This is a genomic window from Streptomyces inhibens, from assembly GCF_022221585.1.
In the GTDB taxonomy this organism is placed as follows: domain Bacteria; phylum Actinomycetota; class Actinomycetes; order Streptomycetales; family Streptomycetaceae; genus Streptomyces; species Streptomyces inhibens.
In genome coordinates this window covers 3,964,584-3,985,022 of sequence record NZ_CP084681.1, presented here as the reverse complement: position 1 = coordinate 3,985,022, position 20,439 = coordinate 3,964,584, and the positions used below count along the sequence as shown (strand labels likewise).

Below are 20,439 nucleotides of genomic sequence, written 5' to 3'. Positions count from 1 at the left end.
ACGCCGACACTAAAGGGAGCTCGCGTCGAAACGCAACCGTAGCGTCGTGACGCTAGGCTCAAGCCATGGCAAAAGACGGCAGCGGGAGCGACCCCGCGGCGGCGCGCCGGGCCCCGGCGGGCGCCGCTGTACTGCGCGAGGACAAGACCGAGGCGATCCGCGCAGCGGTCTTCGAGGAGCTGGCCGCGGTGGGCTTCGCCCGGATGTCGATCGAGGGCATCGCCCGGCGGGCCGGCGTCGGCAAGACCGCCGTCTACCGGCGGTGGCGCTCCAAGCTGCACCTCGTACTGGATGTGGTCTCCGCGGTGGCCGCCGCCGGACTGCCGGCACCCGACACCGGGTCGCTGCGCGGGGACGTGCGGATGCTGCTGGAGGTCGCGGCCCGGGCGCTGCGGCACCCGATGGCCTCGCAGATCATCCCGGACCTGCTGGCGGAGGCGGCCCGCAGCCCGGAGCTGGCGCAGGCGCTGAAGGCGGCGCTGCACGACAGTCAGGAGGGCGTCGCGGCCGCGGTGATGGCACGGGCGGTGGAGCGCGGCGAGCTGCCGCAGGACGTGGATACCCGCCTCGCGCTGGATCTGCTGACCGGGCCGCTGTACTGGCGGCTGCTGGTCGTCCGCGACGAGCTGCCCAAGGGGTACCTCGACGCGCTGTCGGGCTCGGTGGCGGTGGCGCTCGGGGCGGAGTGAGCTCGGGGTGGAGTGAGCTCGGGGTGGGGTGAGCTCGGGGTGGGGTGAGAGGGCCACCTAGGGCGGGGGCGAACACATCCCGTAGGGGACGCGAGAGCCCCCTTCGGGGCCACAACGAGGAGGGGGCGGGGTGGTGTTCCCGCGGCCCACAGTGTGAGCGTGGTATTCCCGTGGCCCGCGGTACGAGCGGAGAGAAGCGCCCCAGCAGACCTCAGCCCCGCCCCAGCAGACCACCGCCCCGCCCCAGCCCACCACCGCCCCGCCCCAACGCACCACCGCCCCCGGCCGGGATCCGGTCGGGGGCAGTGGTGTCTGCGTGGGGGACGGGCGTCAGCCCGCCAGCTCGATGTCCGAGGCGTCCGATGCCGGTGCGTCGCCGCTCGCCGCGGTGCGCTGCGCCGGCAGCTTGACCAGCCCGGCCGCGGCGGCGGCCGCACGCGGGGACGGCGCCACGGTGCGCTCGTCCTGCGGCAGCGTGGCCGGGCCCTCCTGGCCGAGGAAGACCTGGCGCACCACCCGCTCGGCGGCGTGCCCGTCGTCCCACTGGCAGAACCGCGCACGGAACGCGGCGCGCAGCCCGGTGGCCCGCTCGTCGTCCCAGCGGCCGCTGCGGAACGCCTCGATCAGCTCGTCCTCGGTGGTGGCGATCACGCCCGGGGTGTCGCCCGGCTTGCCCGAGAGCAGGTCGAAGGTGACACCGCGGGAGCGGACGTAGGTGTCCCAGTCGTCGGCGTAGTTGATGATCGGCCGGTCGAGGTTGGCGTAGTCGAACATGATCGACGAGTAGTCGGTGACCAGGGCGTCGGCGGCCAGGCACAGCTCCTCGACGACCGGGTGGCCGGAGACGTCGATCAGCGCGCCGCGCTCCTGGAGCTCCTGGAGGCCCTGGTCCTGGTCGTAGAAGTAGTGGGTACGCACCAGCAGTACGAAGTCCTGGCCGCCCGAGCCCAGTTCGCGGGAGATCTTCTCCAGGTCGAGCCGCGGAACGTAGCCGACCTGGTAGTCGCGCATGGTCGGCGCGTAGAGGACGGCCGTCTTGCCGGGGGCGATGCCCAGGCGCTCGCGGATGTCCAGAACGTCCTGGGCACTGGCCCGGTAGTAGACGTCGTTACGGGGGTAACCGGCGTCCACCGACTGGAAGTTGCAGGGGTAGACGCGCTCCCACTGCTCGGTGGTGTGCTGGTTGGAGGAGAGCGAGTAGTCCCAGCGGTCGGCGCGGGCCAGCAGCTTGCGGAAGCTCATGCCCTTGGCGGCGGCCGGGTAGCGCTTCTGGTCGGTGCCCATGGACTTCAGCGGGGTGCCGTGGTGGGTCTGGAGGTGGATCTGGCCCTCGCGCTTGATCACGCCGTCCGCGAAGTTGACGTTGTTGACGAGGTACTTGGCGCGGGCCATGACCTCCCAGTAGCGCGGCGAGTTCAGCACGACATGGTCGACGCCGGCCGGGACCTGGTCCGCCAGGCTCTGCTTGACGACCCACACGCCGTGGACGTTGGGGGCCAGCTCCTTGGCCTTCTCGTAGATCGCCAGCGGGTTGCAGGCCGGCAGCCGGTTCCAGTACGCGGAGTAGACCGCGAGGTTCTCGTCCAGCGGCTGCCGCAGCAGCGCCTGGTAGCGCAGGTCCATGGCCTTGCGCTTGGCCTGCTTGACCCGCTTGGCCGCCTGCTTGCGCACCGTGCGCTGGACCTTGCCGGCGACCTTGAGGCCGGCCAGCGCCGGGTAGGCGTCCTTGGCGAGCAGCGCGTACTTGCCGCCGGCCATGCCGGTGGGGCGCACGAAGCCGGCCGGGACCCGCTTGCGGTAGTCGCGGGCGGCGCGGTGGAAGAACTCGGCCTGGGCGTTCTGCGGCAGCCGGCCGGGCTTGTCCAGGACGGTCAGATAGTGGTCGATCATCTTGCGGAACATCTGCGGGCGCCAGCGCGACAGCTCGGGGTGCGCGTCGAGGTAGTCGAAGACCCGCTCGTACTGGTCGAAGACGTCGAAGTGCTTACGGCTGGTGGTGCGCAGGATGTTGCCGCCCTGCCGGCGCTGGCGGTAGTGCAGCAGTACCCGGTCCAGGACCGCGATCCGCTGGGCGGTGATCAGCGTGCAGAACGTCCAGGGGGCGTCCTCGTAGTAGCCGACCGGGAATTCGAAGCCGTGCTCCTCGACGAAGTCGCGGCGGTAGGCCTTGTTCCAGACGATCTGCAGCAGATCGAGGATCTCGGGGCGCTCGGCGAGCGTGAAGGTGGGCGCGCCGGACTCGTCGAGCAGCGCGGAGAGCGCATTGCGCCGGGCGGAGCCGTCCCAGTAGGTCCGCGCGTAGTCGAAGATCAGGATCTCGGGGTTCTCGGTGGCGTCCAGCCGCTCGGCGAGGGCGCCGAGCGCGCCGGGCACGAGGGTGTCGTCGCTGTCGAGGAAGAGGATGTAGTCGCCGCGGACCTTCGCAAGGCCCGCGTTGCGGGCCAGGCCCAGGCCGACGTTCTCCGGAAGGTGCAGGACCTGGACGCGGTCGTCGCGAGCGGCGTACTCGTCCAGGATGGCGCCGCTGCGGTCGGGCGAGCAGTCGTCGACAGCGATGAGCTCGAAGTCCGTGTAGTCCTGCGTCAGCACGGAGTCCATGCACTCGCGCAGGAAGCCCTGCACTCTGAACACGGGCACGATGATGCTGAAGCGGGGTACGACGTCGAGGCCTATCTCGGACATGCGGTGCTACTCCTCGTGACGAGCTGAGTACAGAACGCAAAAATGCCCCAAAGGGGTCTCTTGCATTGTCAGCTTTCTGACTCCTGTTCACCCGAAAAGGTTGTTGTTCGTAACCTGAAAGTTCTGTGGTGCTCATCACGGATATGGCTAAGTGCCGAAATTTTCGGACGAGCGGGATCTCCGGAGTGACCGAATACTGAGGACGTGTCACCCCCGCGCCCGCCCCGTATATCCCGCCGCCGGCTGCTTGAGGCCACCGCCGGCGGTGTGCTCGCCGCGACGGCGGGAGCGGGCGTATGGGCCTGGCACTCGGACCGGCTCCCCCGGATGGCCGAACCGGCGGGCGGGGGACGGTCCTTGGCGGATCCGGCGGACCAGTCCTTCCTGCATATCGTCGCGCACGCCGATGACGGCCTGTACTTCATGAACCCGGACCTGGAGCAGGCCATCCGCAGCGGGGCGCGCTCGGTCACCGTCTGCCTCACCGGCGGCGAGGCGGACGGCCACAACGTCAGCAGGAAGGCCCGCGACCCCGACCACGTCCCCAAGGACCGGGCGGCCTTCGCCCGGGCGCGGGCCAACGGGCTGCGCGCCGCACATGCCGCGATGGCCACCGGCAACCCGGCCGCCCGCTGGGACGTCGCCGCGGTCTCCCTGCTCCCCGGCTTCCAGGTGGAGATCCAGACCCTGCACGACGCCCCGCAGAACCAACTGATCTTCCTGGAACTGGTGGAGTCCAGAGCCGTCTGGCAGGCCCGCGCGACCAGCCTGCGCGGCCTCTGGCTCGGGGCCGCCGGCACCCTCCCCACGCTGCGCCCCACCGGCTCCCCCGTACAGCGCCGGTTCCATTACACCCGGGACCAGGTCACCGCGACCCTGCTGGCGGTGCTCGACCGGGTCAGGCCCACGGTCGTACGGACCCTGGACCCGAACGCGGTGCACTCGCGCAAGCGGCCGCCGGCCACCTCGGACCGCGACCCCCGGCTGGCCGGCCTGCGCTACTACGACCATCAGGACCACACCGCCTCCGCCTACTTCGCGCAGGCCGCGCTGGCCGCCTACCGGGCGCGCGACCGCCCCGCCATCGTGGAGAACTACCTCGGCTACGAGGCCGGCGCGCTGCCCAACGACGTCGACCTCAAGACCGCCCGCCGCAAGGCCGCACTGCTGTCGCTGTACGGCTGGGCCGACCACCGCGTCTGCGGCGACCCGGCGGGCTGCGGCGACCGCAAGGTGGGCGGCTCGGCGCTGAGCGGCGGCTCACGCAACTGGACCCGCTCCACCCGGCTGCGCGCCCCCGGCTCCAACGCCTGGATCCGCCCCGCCGGGGACGGCCGGCTCGCCGCCTTCGCGGTCATGGGCGGCACGGCGTACTGCTGGACCGAGACCCGCCCCGGCAGCGGCAGCTTCGGCGCGCCGGTGCCGGTCGGCGGCACGCTGCTGCAGGGGCAGATCCATGTGGTGCGCCGCCCAACCGACGGTGCGCTGCAGCTGTTCGCCTCCCGCACCGTGCTGCCGGGCCGTAACGCCGCGCACCGCCGCGAGCTGCTGACCGCGTCGCAGACCGGCACCGCACCGGACGGCGGGCCCCTCTTCGCGCACTGGGAGTCGCTGGGCTCCCCGGACGCGGACCCGGTCCGCTCGCTGGAGATCGGCTTCCCGGCGGCGGTGGCCACCCCGGACGGCAGGGTGCATGTCTTCGTACGGACCTGGGACGGCAATATCGCCCACCGCGGCGGCCCGCACGGTGGGCGGTGGTCGCTGTGGGAGCGGCTGGAGGGCCCGGTCGGCACCCTGAAGGCATCACCGCGGATCGTCGACGGGCTGGATGCCTGTGTGGACTCCGACGGGCTGATCCACCTGGTCGCGCCGAGCGCCGGGACCGTGCACCACTGGGTGTCCAAGGAGGCCGGGCAGATACCCCGGCCGGGCGCGGCCACCGGGCTGCCGCAGCCGGCCGGCCCGGTCAGCGTCGTCCCGCTGGCCGACGGTGTGGTCCGGGTCGTCTTCCGGCGCTCGGTCACCGCGCAGGTGCTGATCGCCGAGCGGCAGCGGATGATCGGCGGCTGGCGGGTGTCGGCGCAGTGCGAGCCGGTCGGCGGCTACGGGCGGGTGGCGGCGGCGCCGGTCGGCAGCGGCGACCGGATGGTGCTCGCGGCGCGGGACGACGCCGGTGAGGTGCGGATCGCGATGGCCCAGGACGGGCCCAAGCCCTGGCAGCGGGGCAGGGTGCCGCACTCGGCGGCGGCCGGTGTCGTCCAGGACGCCGTCGGGCGCGCGGTGGCGGTCGCGCTGGGCCACGACGGCCGGCTGTATGCGGCCCGTCAGACATCGGTCGGGCAGACCGCGCTCTTCGGGGCCTGGCGGGCTCAGGCGGGTTCGCTGGAGCGGACCGGCGGCGGTTCGCCCTGATCGCAGGGGGCGGTCCGGGCGGAGGGACCGGTCCGGGCGGAGGGACCGGTCCCGGCGTAGGGGCGCAGAATGCGCCGGGAGACCAGATAGGTGAACGGGATGGCGCCGAGCGCCGCCGCCAGCGGCGCCACCGTGCTGTTCATTCCGCACCAGCTCACCAGCGCCACCAGACCCACGCTCTGCACCCCGTAGTTGGTGACCTGCGTCAGCGGGAAGAGCAGGAACTTCTTCCAGGTGGGGCGGGTGCGGTAGGTGAAGTAGGTGTTCAGGAAGAACGAGCAGACCATGCTCGTCACAAAGCCGGCCGTGTACGCCGCGAAGTACGGCAGCAGGCGGTGCAGCGGCAGATAACAGGCGTAGAACGTCAGGGTGTTGACCCCGCCGACGGCGGCGAAGCGCAGGATCTGGCCGGGCGGGCCGAGCGCCGGCAGACCGCGCATCAGCCGGCCTGCGAGGTGGCGGTCGCCGGGTCCCCCGGGCCGGTGGCCGGCGCCGGGGCGCGGTCGGCGTTGCTCTCCTTGACCAGGAAGTGCGGCCGCCGCTTGGTCTCGTAATAGATCCGGCCGATGTACTCGCCGATCAGTCCGAGCATCAGCATCTGCAGCCCGCCCAGGCCCACGATGATCGCCACCAGCGTCACATAGCCCGGCGCGGTGACCCCGCCGACGACCGCGGCGCCGATGATCCACAGGGTGTAGAGCGTGGCGAGCGAGGCCAGGCCGAGCCCGGCGTAGATGGCCAGCCGCAGCGGGCGGCAGTTGAAGGAGAGCATGCCGTCGATGCCGTAGTTGACCAGCGAGCCGAAGCGCCATTTGGTCTCGCCGGCCTCCCGGGCGGCGTTGCGGTAGTCGAAGGTGATGGTGTCGAAGCCGATCCAGGAGAACAGGCCCTTGGAGAAGCGGTTGTACTCCGGCAGCGAGAGCAGCGCGTCCACGGCCTTGCGGGACAGCAGCCGGAAGTCGCCGACGCCGTCGGTGAGTTCGACATCGACCCAGGTGTTGACGGCCCGGTAGTAGAGCCGGCTGAGCGCGCTGCGCAGCCGGCGGTCGCCGTGCCGGCTGCGTTTGGCGATGACCTGGTCGTGGCCGAGCTGATAGAGGTCGAGCATCTTCTCGATGAGCTCGGGCGGATGCTGCAGATCGGCGTCCATGATGATCACCGCGTCGCCGGTGGCCGCTCTGAGGCCGGCCAGTATGGCGGGCTCCTTGCCGAAGTTACGGCTGAAGGAGAGATAGGTGGTGTCGTGGTGCTGCTGGGCGAGGCTGCGCAGCCGGGGCAGGGTGCCGTCGGCGCTGCCGTCGTCCACGTAACACAGCTCGTACTCGACGGCGAGTCCACCGAGGGCCGCACGGACCGTCTCATCGAAACGGCTCAGCACGGCCTCTTCGTTGTAGCAGGGGACGACGAGGGAGAGCTTCATGAGCGGGCCTCCTTGGTGGAGTGCGGCCGTGGCCGAGCGCGGCCCCGTGGACGGCCCCCGGTCGCGGCCGCCGCGAGCACCAGCGCGGCCACGCCGCTCGCCGCCAGCCCCGGCTTCAGGCCCGGCGGAACGTACGCACACGACAGCCGCCGCGCCCCGGACCCCAGCGGGACGGCCAGCAGCCCGCCGAACGAGGACGGGGCCCGGTACGGACCGCCGTCCACCGCACAGCCCCACCCCGCGACGGCCGGGAGCGCCAGCACCGCATGGCCCTTGCTGCCCCGGGGCAGCCGGGCCGTCAGACCGTGCCCGCCGGTGGTCAGCGAGCGGGGCCCGCGCAGGGCGCGCACCGCCGTGGCGAGCCGGGCCCGCGACAGACACCCGAGGGCGTGCTCGGGTACGAGCTGCCGGCCCTGGCCGATGAAGCGCACCGAGACGGTGCCGTCGGCCGGCACCCGGCCCAGCTCCCGCACCGGATTCGCGGTGACATCGCGCCGGCCGATCCCCTCGGTGCGCGCGCCCAGGCCGCTGACCTGCCCGGAGAACCATGGCGCCGACCAGACGACGGTGCTGCCCGGGGTGCACCGCGCCGTAAAGGTGGTCCCCGCGCCGTCGGGGCCCGCGGAGGGCGGCCCGGCGTCCGGCAGCGGCCAGCCGCCGCGGTCGGGCGCCGGGATCGCGCCCCCGGCGGGCGTCAGGGCCGGCACCTCGTAGACGGCGGCGCCCAGCACCCGCTCCTGGCGGGCGAATACGGTCTCCTTGCCGGCCGGGGGGCGCGGAAGGGCGCCGCGTACGGTCAGCAGCGGGGCCGGGCGCGCACGGTGTGCGGTGAACCGGGCGCGGTGGTGCCCCACCGGGGACAGATGGCTGCTGACACCCATGAGCGCCTGGCCCACCGGGTCCTCGAAGCTGAGGGTATGACGGCCCTTCATGTACCAGCCGGCGCCCAGGCCCCGCAGGGCGCGGGCGGTCGCGGCCGGCACATAGCTGCTGTAGTACGCGCCGCCCTCGCCGCCGATCAGCAGCGGGTCGTTGTTGGCGAACTCGTGCGGGCCCGGGTCGGTGCGCGAGCGCGGCCAGTCGGAGCGGGCGACCAGCCCGTCCTGGGCCTTCAGCGACGGCCCGGTCAGTGTGATCTTGGGGCGGAACCAGGCGATCTTGTCCCGTACCGCCGTCACCGAGAACGCCGTGTACGCCGAACAGAGCAGCACCGTGCCGGTGAGCGCGGCGGTGGCGGCGGTACGGGCCCGGGCGTTGCGCGGCGCGGTGAGCGCGGCCAGCCCCAGCAGGGTCGCGGCGCCGCCGCCGGCCACCAGGATCCAGGTGGCGGTGCCGACCGCGCCCTGGTCGTGGCAGAGCCGGGCGAGCAGCGCGACCAGCGCCCCGCCCGCGGCCAGTTCGCCGAGGCGTGGGCGGTGCGCCAGCGCGAGCCAGGAGATCATCACGAGGATCCCGCTGAGCACGAAGGCGGCGCGGTACGGGCTGCCGTTGGGCAGCGCGAAGCCGTGCCACAGCAGGATCGTCGGCTCCCAGACGAACGAGGCGGCGACGCCCGCCGCCAGGACGTACCAGCCGATCCGCGTCCGCAGCGGCACCGCGCGCAGGAACGGGAAGGTGGCGACCAGCAGCAGCCCGGGGATCCCGATGAAGATGTTGGGGGTCGGCACCGTGCCGTGGCCGCCGGGCAGCAGCTGCGCCAACTGGTAGAGCAGCGAGGGGCGGTCGTCGTAGAACACCTCGGGCGCCGGCTGGGCGGCCCGGCTGGCCGCAAAGGTGACGGTCAGTACGGGCGCCGCGAGCAGGATGCCGGTCAGCGCCATGGTGGTGGCCCGGGCCAGTGCGCACAGCCGGTCGCGCGACGGCATCTGCGCGGCCGTCAGCAGCCGCAGGACCAGCACCAGCGCCATGGCGAGGGTGGCCATCGCCGCCGTGTAGAAATTGCCGGCCCAGGCGAGGGCGACCAGCAGGGTGCCGGCCACCCAACGGGTGCGGCGCACACACCAGTCCGCCGCGATGCCGAGCAGCGGCAGCGCGACCAGGCCCCACATCCACATCGGGTCGGCGAAACCGTCGTTCAGCACCCAGGCGCACAGCCCGTACCCCACCGACAGCAGCGCCCGCAGCAGGCCGGGGCCCGGGTGCAGCCGGCCCAGGAAGACGGTCATCAAGGCGGCGCCCAGACCGATGCTGAACAGCGTGACCAGGAAGACCGGGAGGTCGGCCAGTTCGCGCGGGAAGAGCCCGACGAGCCAGGAGAACGGGTTCATCAGGTAGGTGAAGAAGTCGGCGAGGAACGGGACGCCGTATCCGCTGCTCCAGTTGAAGAGCAGATCGCCGCTGGTGTTGCCGTGCATCAGGTCCCACAACCGGGCGTGGAACGGGACGAACTGATTGCCCAGATCGTTGACGGCACGTGAGCGCGGGCCGAACGGGTAGCTGCCGTAGAGGGCCAGCCCCAGGCAGTACGCTCCCATGGACAGCGCCGCCGCGAGCCAGGGCGCGGGCAGGCGCCGGCGGGTTCTGCGGACCGCCTTCAGGGGTTCCCCTGCGGGAAGGCGCCGGTCGGCCTCCTGGGGCCGGACCGCCTCATGTGGGGTGGCGGGCGTCGGGGCCACCGGCACTCCTCCACGGTCGGCGAACTTTCACCCAACGTTATATGTCTTAATAGTCCATTTTGCCCTGTTGGGACGCCGAGTATTTCGAGGGATTGCAGAAAACGAACGGAGCGCACGGTGCCCGTCCATGCCGACATCGCGGCCGCGGCCCCCACGGGCCCGGCCCCCACCGACCTGGCCACCACGGGGCCGACCGTCTCCGTGATCGTGCCGGTGCACAACACCAGGCGCTACCTCGACCGCAGCCTCGGCTCGGTCTTCGCCCAGACGATGGACCAGCGCCGCATCGAAGTGATCGCGGTCGACGACGGATCCACCGACGGCAGCGCGCAATGGCTCGCCGAGCAGGCCCGCAGCCACCCCAATCTGACGGTGCTGCGCCGGCCGGCGTCCGGCGGCGCGGGCAGACCGCGCAACATCGGCCTGGACCGGGCCACCGGCGACTACGTCTTCTTCCTCGACTCCGACGACCGCCTCGGCGCCGCGGCGCTGTGCCGGCTCACCCACATGGCCGAGCGGCACGGCTCGGACATCGTCTACGGCCGGATCGTCGGCGCCGACGGCCGCGCCGCCCCCATCGACCTGCGCACCACCAGCGCCGGTGTCTCGGTCTTCGACTCCCCTGTCTACTGGTCGCTGGCCGCCTACAAGCTCTTCCGCCGCTCCTTCCTCGAACAGCACCGGCTGCGCTTCGTCGAGGGCCGGCTGCTCGCCGAGGACCTGCCGTTCGGCATCACCGCCCTGCTGCGCGCCGAGGTCGTCTCCGTCGTCGCCGACTACGACTGCTACTACCTGCACGGCCGCGACGACAACAGCAACGCCAGCCGCCAGGACATGGACTGGTGCGACTACCTCGACTACATCGGCACCGTCCTCGCCGGTGTCGCGGCCGAGGTCCCGCCCGGCGAGGACCGCGACAAGCTGATGGTCCGGCACTTCCACGGCGAGATCCTGATGCCGTTCGCCGCCCCCTACCTCGCCCGCGACACCGCCGGCCGGCAGGCCATGGCGGCCGCCGCCCGCCCGCTCGTCGAGCGCTACCTCACCGACCGGGTGCTGGCCGCCCTGCCGCCCCGGCTCCGGCTGCGCGCCCACTGCCTGCGCACCGGACTCGACGACGAGCTGACCGCCGTCGTCCGCGCCGACACCGAGACCGCGCCGGCACCCGCGCACATCGACGCCGACGGCCGTGTCTACGCCGGCTACCCGTACTTCCGCGACCCGCGGCGCACCATCCCCGACGCCTGCTACGACCTCACCGACCGCCTCGTACTGAGCCAGCGGCTGACCCGCCTCCACTGGGTGGCCGGCGTACTGCACCTGAGCGGCACCGCCACCCTCCCGGAACTCGGCGGCGACGCCGTCGAGATCCTGCTGCACCGCGACGGCACCGAACACCGCGTCCGGGCCCACTGCACGGACGGCGCATGGCACGCCACCCTCGACCCGGCGACCGCCGCGGACGGCGGACCACTGCCCGACGGCATCTGGGACCTGAAGATCGCGGCCACCGCCCACGGCACGGGCCCCGCGGCAGCACACGCGGTACGCCGCGAGGCATGGCTGAGCCCCCAGCACGACCCCGCACTACGCCCACGGGCCGTCGACCGAGGCCCGATCGGCCCGGCCCGCGCCACGCTCTTCCGCTCCCCGCCGCACGGCCGTCTCCAGCTCGAACTGGAGGAGCCGGGCGAGCCGGAGGGGGCCGCGGTACGCCGGCCACCGGACGCGTGAGCCCGCACTATGGGCGGGCCACTCCAGGGCTCAGCCCCGCCGGCCCTCCGCCTGGTGGTGCTGCCAGCCTTCCCAGGCTGAGGTGATCATGGAGCGGACGTCGTGGTGGGCCTTCCAGCCCAGTTCGGTGGTGATGCGGTCGGCGGACGCGACGACCCGGGCCGGGTCGCCGGGGCGGCGCGGGGTGACCTCGGCGGTGACGTCCTCGTGGCCGGTGAGCTCGGTGATCAGGTCGACCAGCTCGCGTACCGAAACGCCTTCGCCGCGGCCGATGTTGAGGGTCAGATCGCGTACCGGGCCCGGCTCGGCGAGCTTGCGGGCGGCCGCCACATGGGCGTCGGCGAGGTCGGCGACATGGATGTAGTCGCGGATGCAGGTGCCGTCGGGGGTGTCGTAGTCATCGCCGAAGATGCGCGGTGCGGCGCCCTCGGTGAGCTTCTCGAAGACCATCGGGACGATGTTGAAGACACCGGTGTCGGCCAGTTCGGGCGTGGCCGTGCCGGCGACGTTGAAGTAGCGGAGGCAGGCGGTGCTGATGCCGTACGCCTTGCCCACCGCGCGGGCCATCCACTCGCCGACGAGCTTGGTCTCGCCGTACGGGTTGATCGGCACGCACGGGGTGTCCTCGGTGACCAGCTCGACATCCGGCATGCCGTAGACCGCGGCCGAGGAGGAGAAGACCAGCCGGCCGACGCCGCCCGCGGCCATCGCCTCCAGCAGGGTCTGCAGACCGTGGACGTTCTCGCGGTAGTAGAGCAGCGGCATCTCGACGGACTCGCCGACCTGCTTCTTGGCGGCCAGGTGGACGACATCGGTGATGCCGTGCTCGGCGATCGTCTCGTCGAGCAGGGTGCGGTTGAGCGTGGAGCCCACGACCAGCGGGACGCCCTCCGGGAGCCGGGCGGCCACGCCCGTCGTCAGGTCGTCCAGCACGACGACCTGCTCACCCGCCTGGCGCAGGGCCCGTACGACATGGGCGCCGATGTAGCCGGCACCACCCGTGATCAAGTAAGACATAGGGCCAATCCTAGGCTCGGTGGAGAACGACGGTGGGGGAGCGGTCGGGCGGCGGGTCAGCGGCGCAGGCGGCGGGCGGCGATCCGCCATACGCTGCGCAGCCCCGAGGCGACCCGCAGCGAGAGCGCGCCGCCGTGCGTCGCATACGGCTGCACCAGCAGCAGAAGGTGGCGCCGGCTGGGCAGCACCCGGCGGCGCAGCCCCGGCCCGGTGGCCCGCAGCGCGGCGCGGAAGCCGGCGCCGTCCGCGCAGCCGACCTGCGCCATCAGGTCCCAGGGCTCGGGATCGGCCGAGCTGCTGCCGCGCTCGATCAGCGCGTCGAGATCCAGCACCACCTCGGCGGTCCAGCCGGCCGGTGACCCGGGGCCGGCCGGGGCCGCGGTGAGGGCCGCGGTGTGGACCGGGCCGCGCCGGTCGTCCCGGCGGCGGCGCAGCTCGATGTCGATGCTCTCCGGCTCGGCGGCGGCCAGCCGGCCGTACAGATCGTGTATGCGCAGGCGCAGCACATTGCGGTTGCCGAGGGCCGGTTCCGCGTCGATGGTCACCGGCAGCCGGTGCGTCGGCTTGGTGCCGATCGCGTCCAGCTCGACGCCGGGCAGGTCCGCCGACCACACGGCGCGGCCGTCGGCCTCCGCGTACGGCGGCAGCAGCCGGCCGGGCCGGGCCGCCAGCTGGGTCAGCCGCTCCAGGTCCCGCGGGGCCGGGGAGGCGAGCACGACCCGGGCCAGCCAGCGGGCCGGGGCGCGGGCGGCGCGCAGATCGGCCTCGTCGAAGCCGGCGAGATAGTCGCGGGTCAGCCGCCACCACTCGGCGCGGTAGTCGGCGCCGCGGGTGTGCAGCTCACGGACGTACATCCGCAGATCGTGGTCGAGGAATTTGGTGGCGGCGGCGTGCGCCAGCGCCTTCAGCCCGGCGTCCTGGAAGATCCGCACGCTGGTGCGGTGCGCCTCGATCCGCGCCTTCCAGTTGGCGACGTCCTTGCGGTCCAGCGAGATCGACTGCTTGGCGGCCGAGCGGCGGACGTGCCAGACGTAGACGCTGTCGGGGATCGTCGCGAGCCGCGGGGCGGCGGCCAGTACCCGCGCGGTGAAGACGAAGTCCTCGTAGGTGAAGCGGCCCTCGGGGAAGGTGATGGTGTGCTTGTCGAGGAAAGCCCGCTCGTAGACCTTGTTGACGCACAGGGTGTCCCTGACCAGCTGGGGGCTGGATTCGGGGGAGTCGTGCACCGCCGGCTCGCGGTAGAGGCCCGGCTGCCAGGGGACGTCGCGGTGCGCGGGCAGCTCACGGCGCACGCAGGCGCCGGCCACGACCGGGGCGTCGTGCCGCAGCGCGGCGGCGAGCAGCGCCCGGACCGCGCCCGGGGGCAGCACATCGTCGCTGTCCAGGAACATCACAAAGCGTCCGGTGGCGGCGCGCAGACCGTCGTTGCGCGGGGTGCCGCAGCCGCCGCTGTTCTCGCTGCGGTGGATGACCCGCAGCCGCGGCTCGGTGCGGGCGAGGGCGTCCAGCGCGGCGCCGGTGCCGTCGGTGGAGGCGTCGTTCACCGCGATCACCTCGGTGACCGGCTCCCCGGGCGTCCCCTGCGCGAGTGCGGAGCGCACCGCATCGCAGACATGGCCGACATCGTTGAAGGCGATGACGACGATGCTGACCTGTGCGGATGGCGTGATGGTGGGCCCTGGCAGCGGATCGAGGGCTTCTTTCACAGTCACTAAATCTACATTTCGTGTCGACAGCATCTCTTGGCGCGAGCGGGGTCCGAACCCATTTCCGATGGGTCAGAGGGCGAAACCCGCCGTGCGGTTGCACCCGCCGCCCCGTCTTTCCGCCCTCTTGCCGTCTTCTTACCTGGCGGGAGCCGGGACTTGGGTGTGCAGTGGCCCGTAAGAGCTCCTGCACATGCTGTAACGACGCGAGTGGCGTGCGATGCCGATCCGCACGCCATCACCTTGCGGCGAACCGGCCCGGTCACCGCTTCGCCCTTCACCGCTCCATCAGGTCGGCGACCCGGCCCGCCGCACCGCCGTCGTCCCGATGGCAGAACGTCGCCCGGAAATCCGCGTACGCCTCCGCCCCCGCCGCCGCGATCGCGTCCAAGTCGCCCAGTGCGTCGATCAGTTCACCGGTCGTGGTGAGCAGCGGCCCCGGCGCCCTGGCCTCGAAGTCGAGGGTGAAGCCGCGCAGGGTGTCGCGGTAGTGCGGCAGGTCGGGCGTCAGAAAGAGCATCGGGCGGCCGGTGTTGGCGAAGTCGGCGGCCAGCGAGGAGTAGTCGGTGACCAGGACGTCCGCGGCCAGCAGCAGTTCGGTGGCGTCGGGGTGGGTGGAGACGTCGAGGGCGAAGGGGGCGTGGTGGGCGGGCAGCCGGTCGGCGACCAGCGGATGGCTGCGGACCAGCAGGACGTGGTCGTCCGCCAGCTCGCGCCGCGCCAGATCGAGATCGAGCGGCAGATGCAGCCGGTGGTGACCCGCGTCGTAGGCCAGATCGTCGCGGGGCGTCGGCGCGTACAGCACCACTTTCTTGCCGGGCTCGATGCCGAGCCGCTCGCGTACCGCCTCCGCCGTCCGGTCGCGATCGGCGGCGAACAGCGCGTCGGTACGCGGCAGCCCGGTCTCCAGCAGCCGGCCCGAGTAGCCGAGCGCGGAGCGCAGCACCGGTGTGCTGTGCGCGTTCGGCGACAGCAGCACGCTCCACTGCCGGCTCACCCGCGGCCGCGGCGCCAGATGAGCGAGCCCCGAGCACAGGGTGCCGGCCAGGTCGGCGCCGATCCGCTTGAGCGGGGTGCCGTGCCAGGTCTGGATGGTGCGCTGGCCGCCGCGCCGGGTGAACCACCACGGCAGATGGGTGTTGGTGACCACCCAGCGGCTGTGCGCCAGCGCGCCGTGCCACTCGGCGCTGCCCACCACCACCGCACGGGCCGACTCCGGGACCGCGGTCTGCGCATCGCGCACCGCCCACAGATGCTCCACATCCATGCCCCGGCGCACCAGCTCCTCGTGCACCGCGCGCGGCGAATCCCCGTACGCACGGCCGCCGAAGCTGCTGTAGAGGACGGTGTCGCGCAACGGGCGGGAGCGGTGCAGCGAGTAGTGCTGCTCGCGCAGCAGCCGGCGCCGGTACGGGCCGCGGTCGGTGGCCGGCAGCGCGGGTCCGGCGACCACGAACGCCTCGTCCTGCCGGTGCCGGTCGAGGGTGAGCGGCTTGCCGCGGACCGTACGGGAGGCCGGCAGCCCGTCGAGGACGGACGGCGCGCAGCGGACCGGGGCGTCCAGCACGGAGCCGGGCGCGCCCTGTTCGCGCAGATGCAGCGTCCAGCGGCCCTCGCGCAGCGGCACCGGCCCGGCGAGCGAGGGCAGCGCGCCCAGCGGCAGCGCGCCGTGGAACCGGCCGTCGTCGTGGGTGGTGGGGAAGGCCAGCTCGGCGGCGTGCGCGGCGTGTTTGAGGACCAGCTCGGTGGCGTGCGGCGCGGCGTCCGGCAGCCCGCCCGCCACCAGCAGGGTGCCGTCCGCGCGCCACATCACCCGGTCCAGATACGGCTGCGGGGTGCGGTCGTGCAGTACGAGGTTCCCGGCCGGGGAGGCCGCCACCACCAGCTCGCGGCCGTGCGAGAGCGGATGGGAGACGGGGGTGAGCCCGAGGTCGCAGGCGATCGGGTCGGTGGAGCCGTCGGGCAGCACCAGCTCGGGCGCCCAGCTCTCGGTGTGCGCCGGCGGGATCGCCCGCGGCGCGCCGTCCCGGGTGGGGCGCGCGGCGGCCAGGGCGTCGAGGCGGACGCGGACGGTGAGCCGCGGGGGCGCGGCGCCGCCCGCCACCTTGGCCGTCCCCGGCGTGTCACCGGGCGCCGTCCGTACGGGCCCCGTCTGCGCCGTCCCGGCCTCCACCGCCCCCGTCTCCACGGGGAGCGACACCACCGTGCCGGTCCCCTGGTGGGTCAGCCGCAGGGCGGCCGGCGCCGGGCCGGGTGCGGTGACGGTCAGGTCCAAGGCGCCGGCCGCCACCGCATGATGGCCGGCCAGGTGCCGGGTGCGGCGAGCCACGGACAGCCGCAGCCGCCCGTCCGCGTACCAGGGCGTGATCCGCACCCTGCCGTCCGCGCCCTCGTCGGCCACCTCATGGGCGCCCGGTGCGGCGCCCGAACCGGTCTCCGCTGCGCACAGCGCCGCGGCCCGCAGCACGCTCGCCGACGCCAGCACCACCCCGGCCGTCCACTCGCCCTCCTCCCAGCGCCCGCCCTTGCGCAGCCGGGCCGGATCGAGCCGCACCTCGAAGCCCGACCAGTCGTAGCAGTGCAGCTCCTGGCCGGACTCGGCGGTCGCCTCCGGCATCGCCACCGGCCGCAGCGGCAGCAGGATCCGGCGCCGCCCGCACGCCAGCACGACCGTTCTGAGATAGCTGTGCCGGGTCGCGGCGTCCAGATTGCGGATATAGGCGTAGCCGCGCAGCAGCAGCGCGCCGTCGTGCCACACCGCCTCCTGGACCCGGGCCCGTACGGGGAAGTCGACGCGGTCCAGCCGGGTCACGCCCGGTGGCAGCTCCAGCGGCGGCGTCAGCGGCAGCACCGCCCGCTTGCGCAGCGGCGGCCCGGCGACCGTGAACCCGGCCGGGTTGCGGGCCTCGTGCGCGAGCAGGGTGAGCAGGTCGGTGAGCCGCCCGGAGCGGATCAGATACCAGCGCATCCGCAGCTGGACGGGGAGCGTGGGGAACAGCCGCGGGTCGACACCGGAGAGGAAGTCGCGGGCGCAGTCCAGGAACGCGGTCCGGGTCTCCGGTGCGACCGCCGGCAGCGCATCGACGAGGTCGAGCAGCCCGTCGGTGAGCTGCGAGCGGTCGTAGTCGCGCTGATGGCCGTTCACCCGGGCGCGGGCCGGGTCGGCGAGGAAGCGGCGGATACCGGCCACCGCGGCGAACCGGTCCCGTACGCCCTGGGCATCGATCCGCCGGTGGCGGTCGGGCCCCTCCGGCAGCCGCCGGTAACAGACGTGCTCATGCAGCACGTCGACCGCCTCGGCGAGGAAGTGCGCGGGCAGTGTCACCGCCGCGTCATGGCACAACGCGCCCTCGGGAAAAGCCAGTTCATGCTTGTCCCAGAAGGTGCGGCGGAAGACCTTGTTGCGGGCGAAGTGGTCCGACAGCAGGGTGAGGTCCTCGGTGATGTGGGTGCGCAGCGCCGTGTCACGGGTCGCCGAGTGGTGCGCGGACTGGCGGCGGCCGCCCGCGCCGAGCAGATAGACATTGCCGGTCGCCAGGTCCGCGCCGGACTTGTCCAGCAGACCGATGAGGTCCTCGTACGCGCGGGGCAGCAGCACATCGTCGGCGTCGAGGAACGCCAGATGGTCGGTGTGCGGATAGGCGTGCCGGGCACCGGCGTTGCGGAGCGCTCCGCAGCCGGGGGCCGGATCGCCGCCGGGGTGGTGGACGATGCGGAACCGCGGGTCGCGCTCGGCGAAACGGCGGGCGAGGGCTGTGGGCGAGCCTTCCGTGGCGGTGGTGGCACCGGTCCCCTCCGCGGGCCCGCCGTCCACCATCACCACATCCAGCTCGGTCAGCGTCTGGGCCGCCACCGACTCCAGGCACTCCTCCATATTCCGCTCGGATCCCTCGATGCGATGGACCGGGACGACGACGGTGAGCCGAGGCTTCATACGTGGACCAAGCCTTTCCGGACTGGCGATGCACAAGACCGGTCCGTTCAACTCGCGCATCGGCGACACGGTCACCGGATCTGCGCTGAAAGGGTGAGGCGCCTCATCGACAGCGCGTGTTCGGGTGATTACGCTCGGTGCGCGAAGTCGGCGCGCCACAGCGCCGGGCCGCGTCCGATGCCGTAGACCCGTTGCACAGCGTTATGGCGCCCCGCGCGCCGCATCCCCAGGGAAGGTGACCGCGTCCCGATGCCCGGCCGAACCGACAGCTCCGCCGCCACCGACAGCCCCGACGCCGGGCCGCCGCCCGGCGGTGACACCCGGACCGCCCGGACGGTGTCCTCCGCGGGCACCGCACCGTCCGCCTCGACCGCGCGGCTGCCGGCCGACCGGGTCCGCTGTGGCCTGGCGCGGCTGCTGCCCGCCCGGTCCCCGTACCGCAGCCAGCTGCGGCGGATCGGTTCCGGGCGGGTGCTGGAGATCGGCTGCGGGGCGGGCGACATGCTCGCCGACTGCGCGCCCGGGAGCGTCGGGGTGGACCATGATCCGCGCTCGGTGGAGCACTGCCGGGCGCGCGGGCTGACCGCCTATACGGCCGACACCTTCCTCGCCGGCCCCCATGCCAGACCCGGCGCCTTCGACGCGCTGCTGTCCGCGCATGTCCTGGAGCATCTGGACGACGAGCAGGTGGAGGGCCTGCTGCGGGCCTATGTCCGCTACGTACGGCCGGGCGGCGGGGTGCTGCTGATCACCCCTCAGGAGGCCGGGCACCGCGCCGGTCCCGCCCCGGTCCGCTTCACCGACTTCGCACTGCTGCGCGCCTTCGCGGAATCCGCGGGCCTGGCCGTACGGCGTGCGTACTCCCATCCGCTGCCGCGCCCGGCCGGGATGCTGCTGCGGTCCAATGTGTTCGTGCTGGTGGCGCAGGTGCCGCGGTAGCGCGGGCCGGGGCGGAGCGCCGCCCCGGCCCGCGCCGGGTACGTCAGCGGTTACGGGACCGCTTGCGGGCCTTGACGAGGGCCCGGGTGACGATCGGCGGCAGGACATCCAGCGCGACCCGGCGCACCGTGCTGCGTGTCGGGATCGGCGGACGGGCCGCCGGGCGGGCCGCGGACGCCGCCGGGGCCTGGGCCGCCGGGCGCTGCGGGGCGCGGACGGCCGCCGGCTTGTGGCGGGAGACCGGCTGGGCGGGCTCCTTGGCGCCCTTGGCGCTCAGCCGGATCAGCGGGGCGTCATTGACGTACTGCACCTCGTGCCAGATGTCGCCACGGGCCTTGATCCAGTCCACCAGCGCCTTCTGGAGCGGCTCGGGGTCGCCCCAGGTCCCGTAGAACTTGGTGCCGGTGATGCAGATGGGGCGCAGCTCCTCGTTCGCCACGGCCTGCCAGGTGGCGGCGGCCACCCCCGGGCAGTGCTCGGCGCGGTAGTCGTCCAGCACCACCACGCCGTTGTCGGTGAGCAGCTCACGCACCGCCAGGATGTCGCCGTGGACATGCTCGTACAGATGTGAGGCATCGATATGGGCGAAGCGCACCGAACCGGCGTCGACATGGTCGCTGACGATCGAACTGAGGCCCTGGATGATGGTGGGCAACTCCTCGTGGAACGCGAGGTAGTTGGCCTCGAAGGCGCGGCGCGTCAGGGTCGCGTAGGACTTCTTCATCTCCTTGGAGTTGGAGGCGTCCTCGGCGGGGGAGTCGAAGAGATCGCAGACCGTGAAGCGTTCGTCGGCGCGCAGCCGTGCCCCGAGGAAGATTGCACTCTTGCCCATATACGCGCCCAGTTCGAGCAGATCACCCGGCTCGGAACGGTCCTGCTGGTGCGCCAGGAACCAGTCGAAGAGCAGCTGGTCGGCGGTGAAGAACCAGCCTTTGACGTCGGACAGCCGGGTGGGGCGCGGGAGCTGTTCGGCACTCTGGTCTGCGATGGGGGCAGTCATGTGCGGTCCGTCTCCAGACGGTCGGGAACGTGGGGCGGGTGACGACGCGTGGGTGGGGATGCGGTCTGTGCAGTTATGGGCGCGCCCGGCGCCAGGGCCGCTGCGCAGGGGCGCGGCCCGCGCGGGGCCAGGGCGCCACCACTCGATACGAAAGACGTTCGAGCGCCGCCCAGGCAGTCTCCATGACGGAGCCCCGTCGCACCATGCGTTTCACGGCAGTGACCGACATCGTAGGGGGAGTGACATGAACGGGAGATAACAACGGAAGACTCCGCGGCACCGGTCCTGTGC

Annotated in this window: 12 protein-coding genes; 4 read left to right on the top strand and 8 right to left on the bottom strand. The window is 72.8% G+C overall.

Going from position 1 to position 20,439, the window contains the following annotated elements:
* Nucleotides 1-65: 65 nt before the first annotated feature.
* A complete protein-coding gene (locus tag KI385_RS18190) occupies nucleotides 66-689 on the top strand; it encodes a TetR/AcrR family transcriptional regulator (RefSeq protein WP_238573232.1) in 624 nt (207 codons plus the stop codon).
* A gap of 330 nt (nucleotides 690-1,019) precedes the next feature.
* Here the strand turns inward: KI385_RS18190 and KI385_RS18185 are convergent, their stop codons facing one another.
* Nucleotides 1,020-3,371, bottom strand: a complete 2,352-nt coding sequence (locus tag KI385_RS18185; protein ID WP_238573231.1) for a bifunctional glycosyltransferase/CDP-glycerol:glycerophosphate glycerophosphotransferase — start codon at nucleotides 3,369-3,371, stop codon at nucleotides 1,020-1,022.
* A gap of 204 nt (nucleotides 3,372-3,575) precedes the next feature.
* Here KI385_RS18185 and KI385_RS18180 point away from each other — a divergent pair, with 204 nt between their 5' ends.
* Nucleotides 3,576-5,783, top strand: coding sequence for a PIG-L family deacetylase (locus KI385_RS18180; RefSeq protein ID WP_238573230.1), 2,208 nt, complete (start codon nucleotides 3,576-3,578; stop codon nucleotides 5,781-5,783).
* On the opposite strand, the gene KI385_RS18175 is transcribed toward KI385_RS18180, so the two are convergent.
* The 3 genes from KI385_RS18175 to KI385_RS18165 are packed head-to-tail and all read right to left on the bottom strand — an operon-like array spanning nucleotide 5,741 to nucleotide 9,818.
* Complete coding sequence (locus tag KI385_RS18175) at nucleotides 5,741-6,223, bottom strand: GtrA family protein (protein ID WP_238573229.1); 483 nt, start codon at nucleotides 6,221-6,223, stop codon at nucleotides 5,741-5,743. The genes KI385_RS18180 and KI385_RS18175 overlap by 43 nt on opposite strands.
* The gene (locus tag KI385_RS18170; RefSeq protein ID WP_238573228.1) at nucleotides 6,223-7,203 is read right to left on the bottom strand and encodes a glycosyltransferase family 2 protein; all 981 of its coding nucleotides are present in this window, start codon (nucleotides 7,201-7,203) and stop codon (nucleotides 6,223-6,225) included. Before KI385_RS18170 ends, KI385_RS18175 begins: the two co-directional genes overlap by 1 nt.
* Nucleotides 7,200-9,818, bottom strand: coding sequence for a YfhO family protein (locus KI385_RS18165; protein WP_238573227.1), 2,619 nt, complete (start codon nucleotides 9,816-9,818; stop codon nucleotides 7,200-7,202). Before KI385_RS18165 ends, KI385_RS18170 begins: the two co-directional genes overlap by 4 nt.
* A gap of 117 nt (nucleotides 9,819-9,935) precedes the next feature.
* Between KI385_RS18165 and KI385_RS18160 the strand changes: the two genes are divergently transcribed.
* Entirely contained in the window at nucleotides 9,936-11,552 is a 1,617-nt protein-coding gene (locus KI385_RS18160) for a glycosyltransferase family 2 protein (protein WP_238573226.1), read from the top strand.
* Nucleotides 11,553-11,582: 30 nt separating this feature from the next.
* Here the strand turns inward: KI385_RS18160 and galE are convergent, their stop codons facing one another.
* The 3 genes from galE to KI385_RS18145 form a co-directional block, all read right to left on the bottom strand.
* A complete protein-coding gene (gene galE, locus KI385_RS18155) occupies nucleotides 11,583-12,569 on the bottom strand; it encodes a UDP-glucose 4-epimerase GalE (protein WP_238573225.1) in 987 nt (328 codons plus the stop codon).
* 56 nt (nucleotides 12,570-12,625) lie between these two features.
* The gene (locus tag KI385_RS18150) at nucleotides 12,626-14,275 is read right to left on the bottom strand and encodes a glycosyltransferase family 2 protein (protein ID WP_238577734.1); all 1,650 of its coding nucleotides are present in this window, start codon (nucleotides 14,273-14,275) and stop codon (nucleotides 12,626-12,628) included.
* Nucleotides 14,276-14,552: 277 nt separating this feature from the next.
* Nucleotides 14,553-18,209, bottom strand: a complete 3,657-nt coding sequence (locus KI385_RS18145) for a bifunctional glycosyltransferase/CDP-glycerol:glycerophosphate glycerophosphotransferase (RefSeq protein ID WP_238573224.1) — start codon at nucleotides 18,207-18,209, stop codon at nucleotides 14,553-14,555.
* 249 nt (nucleotides 18,210-18,458) lie between these two features.
* On the opposite strand from KI385_RS18145, the gene KI385_RS18140 reads away from it, so the two are divergent.
* Entirely contained in the window at nucleotides 18,459-19,148 is a 690-nt protein-coding gene (locus tag KI385_RS18140) for a class I SAM-dependent methyltransferase (protein ID WP_238573223.1), read from the top strand.
* Nucleotides 19,149-19,191: 43 nt separating this feature from the next.
* Here the strand turns inward: KI385_RS18140 and KI385_RS18135 are convergent, their stop codons facing one another.
* A complete protein-coding gene (locus KI385_RS18135; RefSeq protein ID WP_238573222.1) occupies nucleotides 19,192-20,148 on the bottom strand; it encodes a class I SAM-dependent methyltransferase in 957 nt (318 codons plus the stop codon).
* Nucleotides 20,149-20,439: the final 291 nt, after the last annotated feature.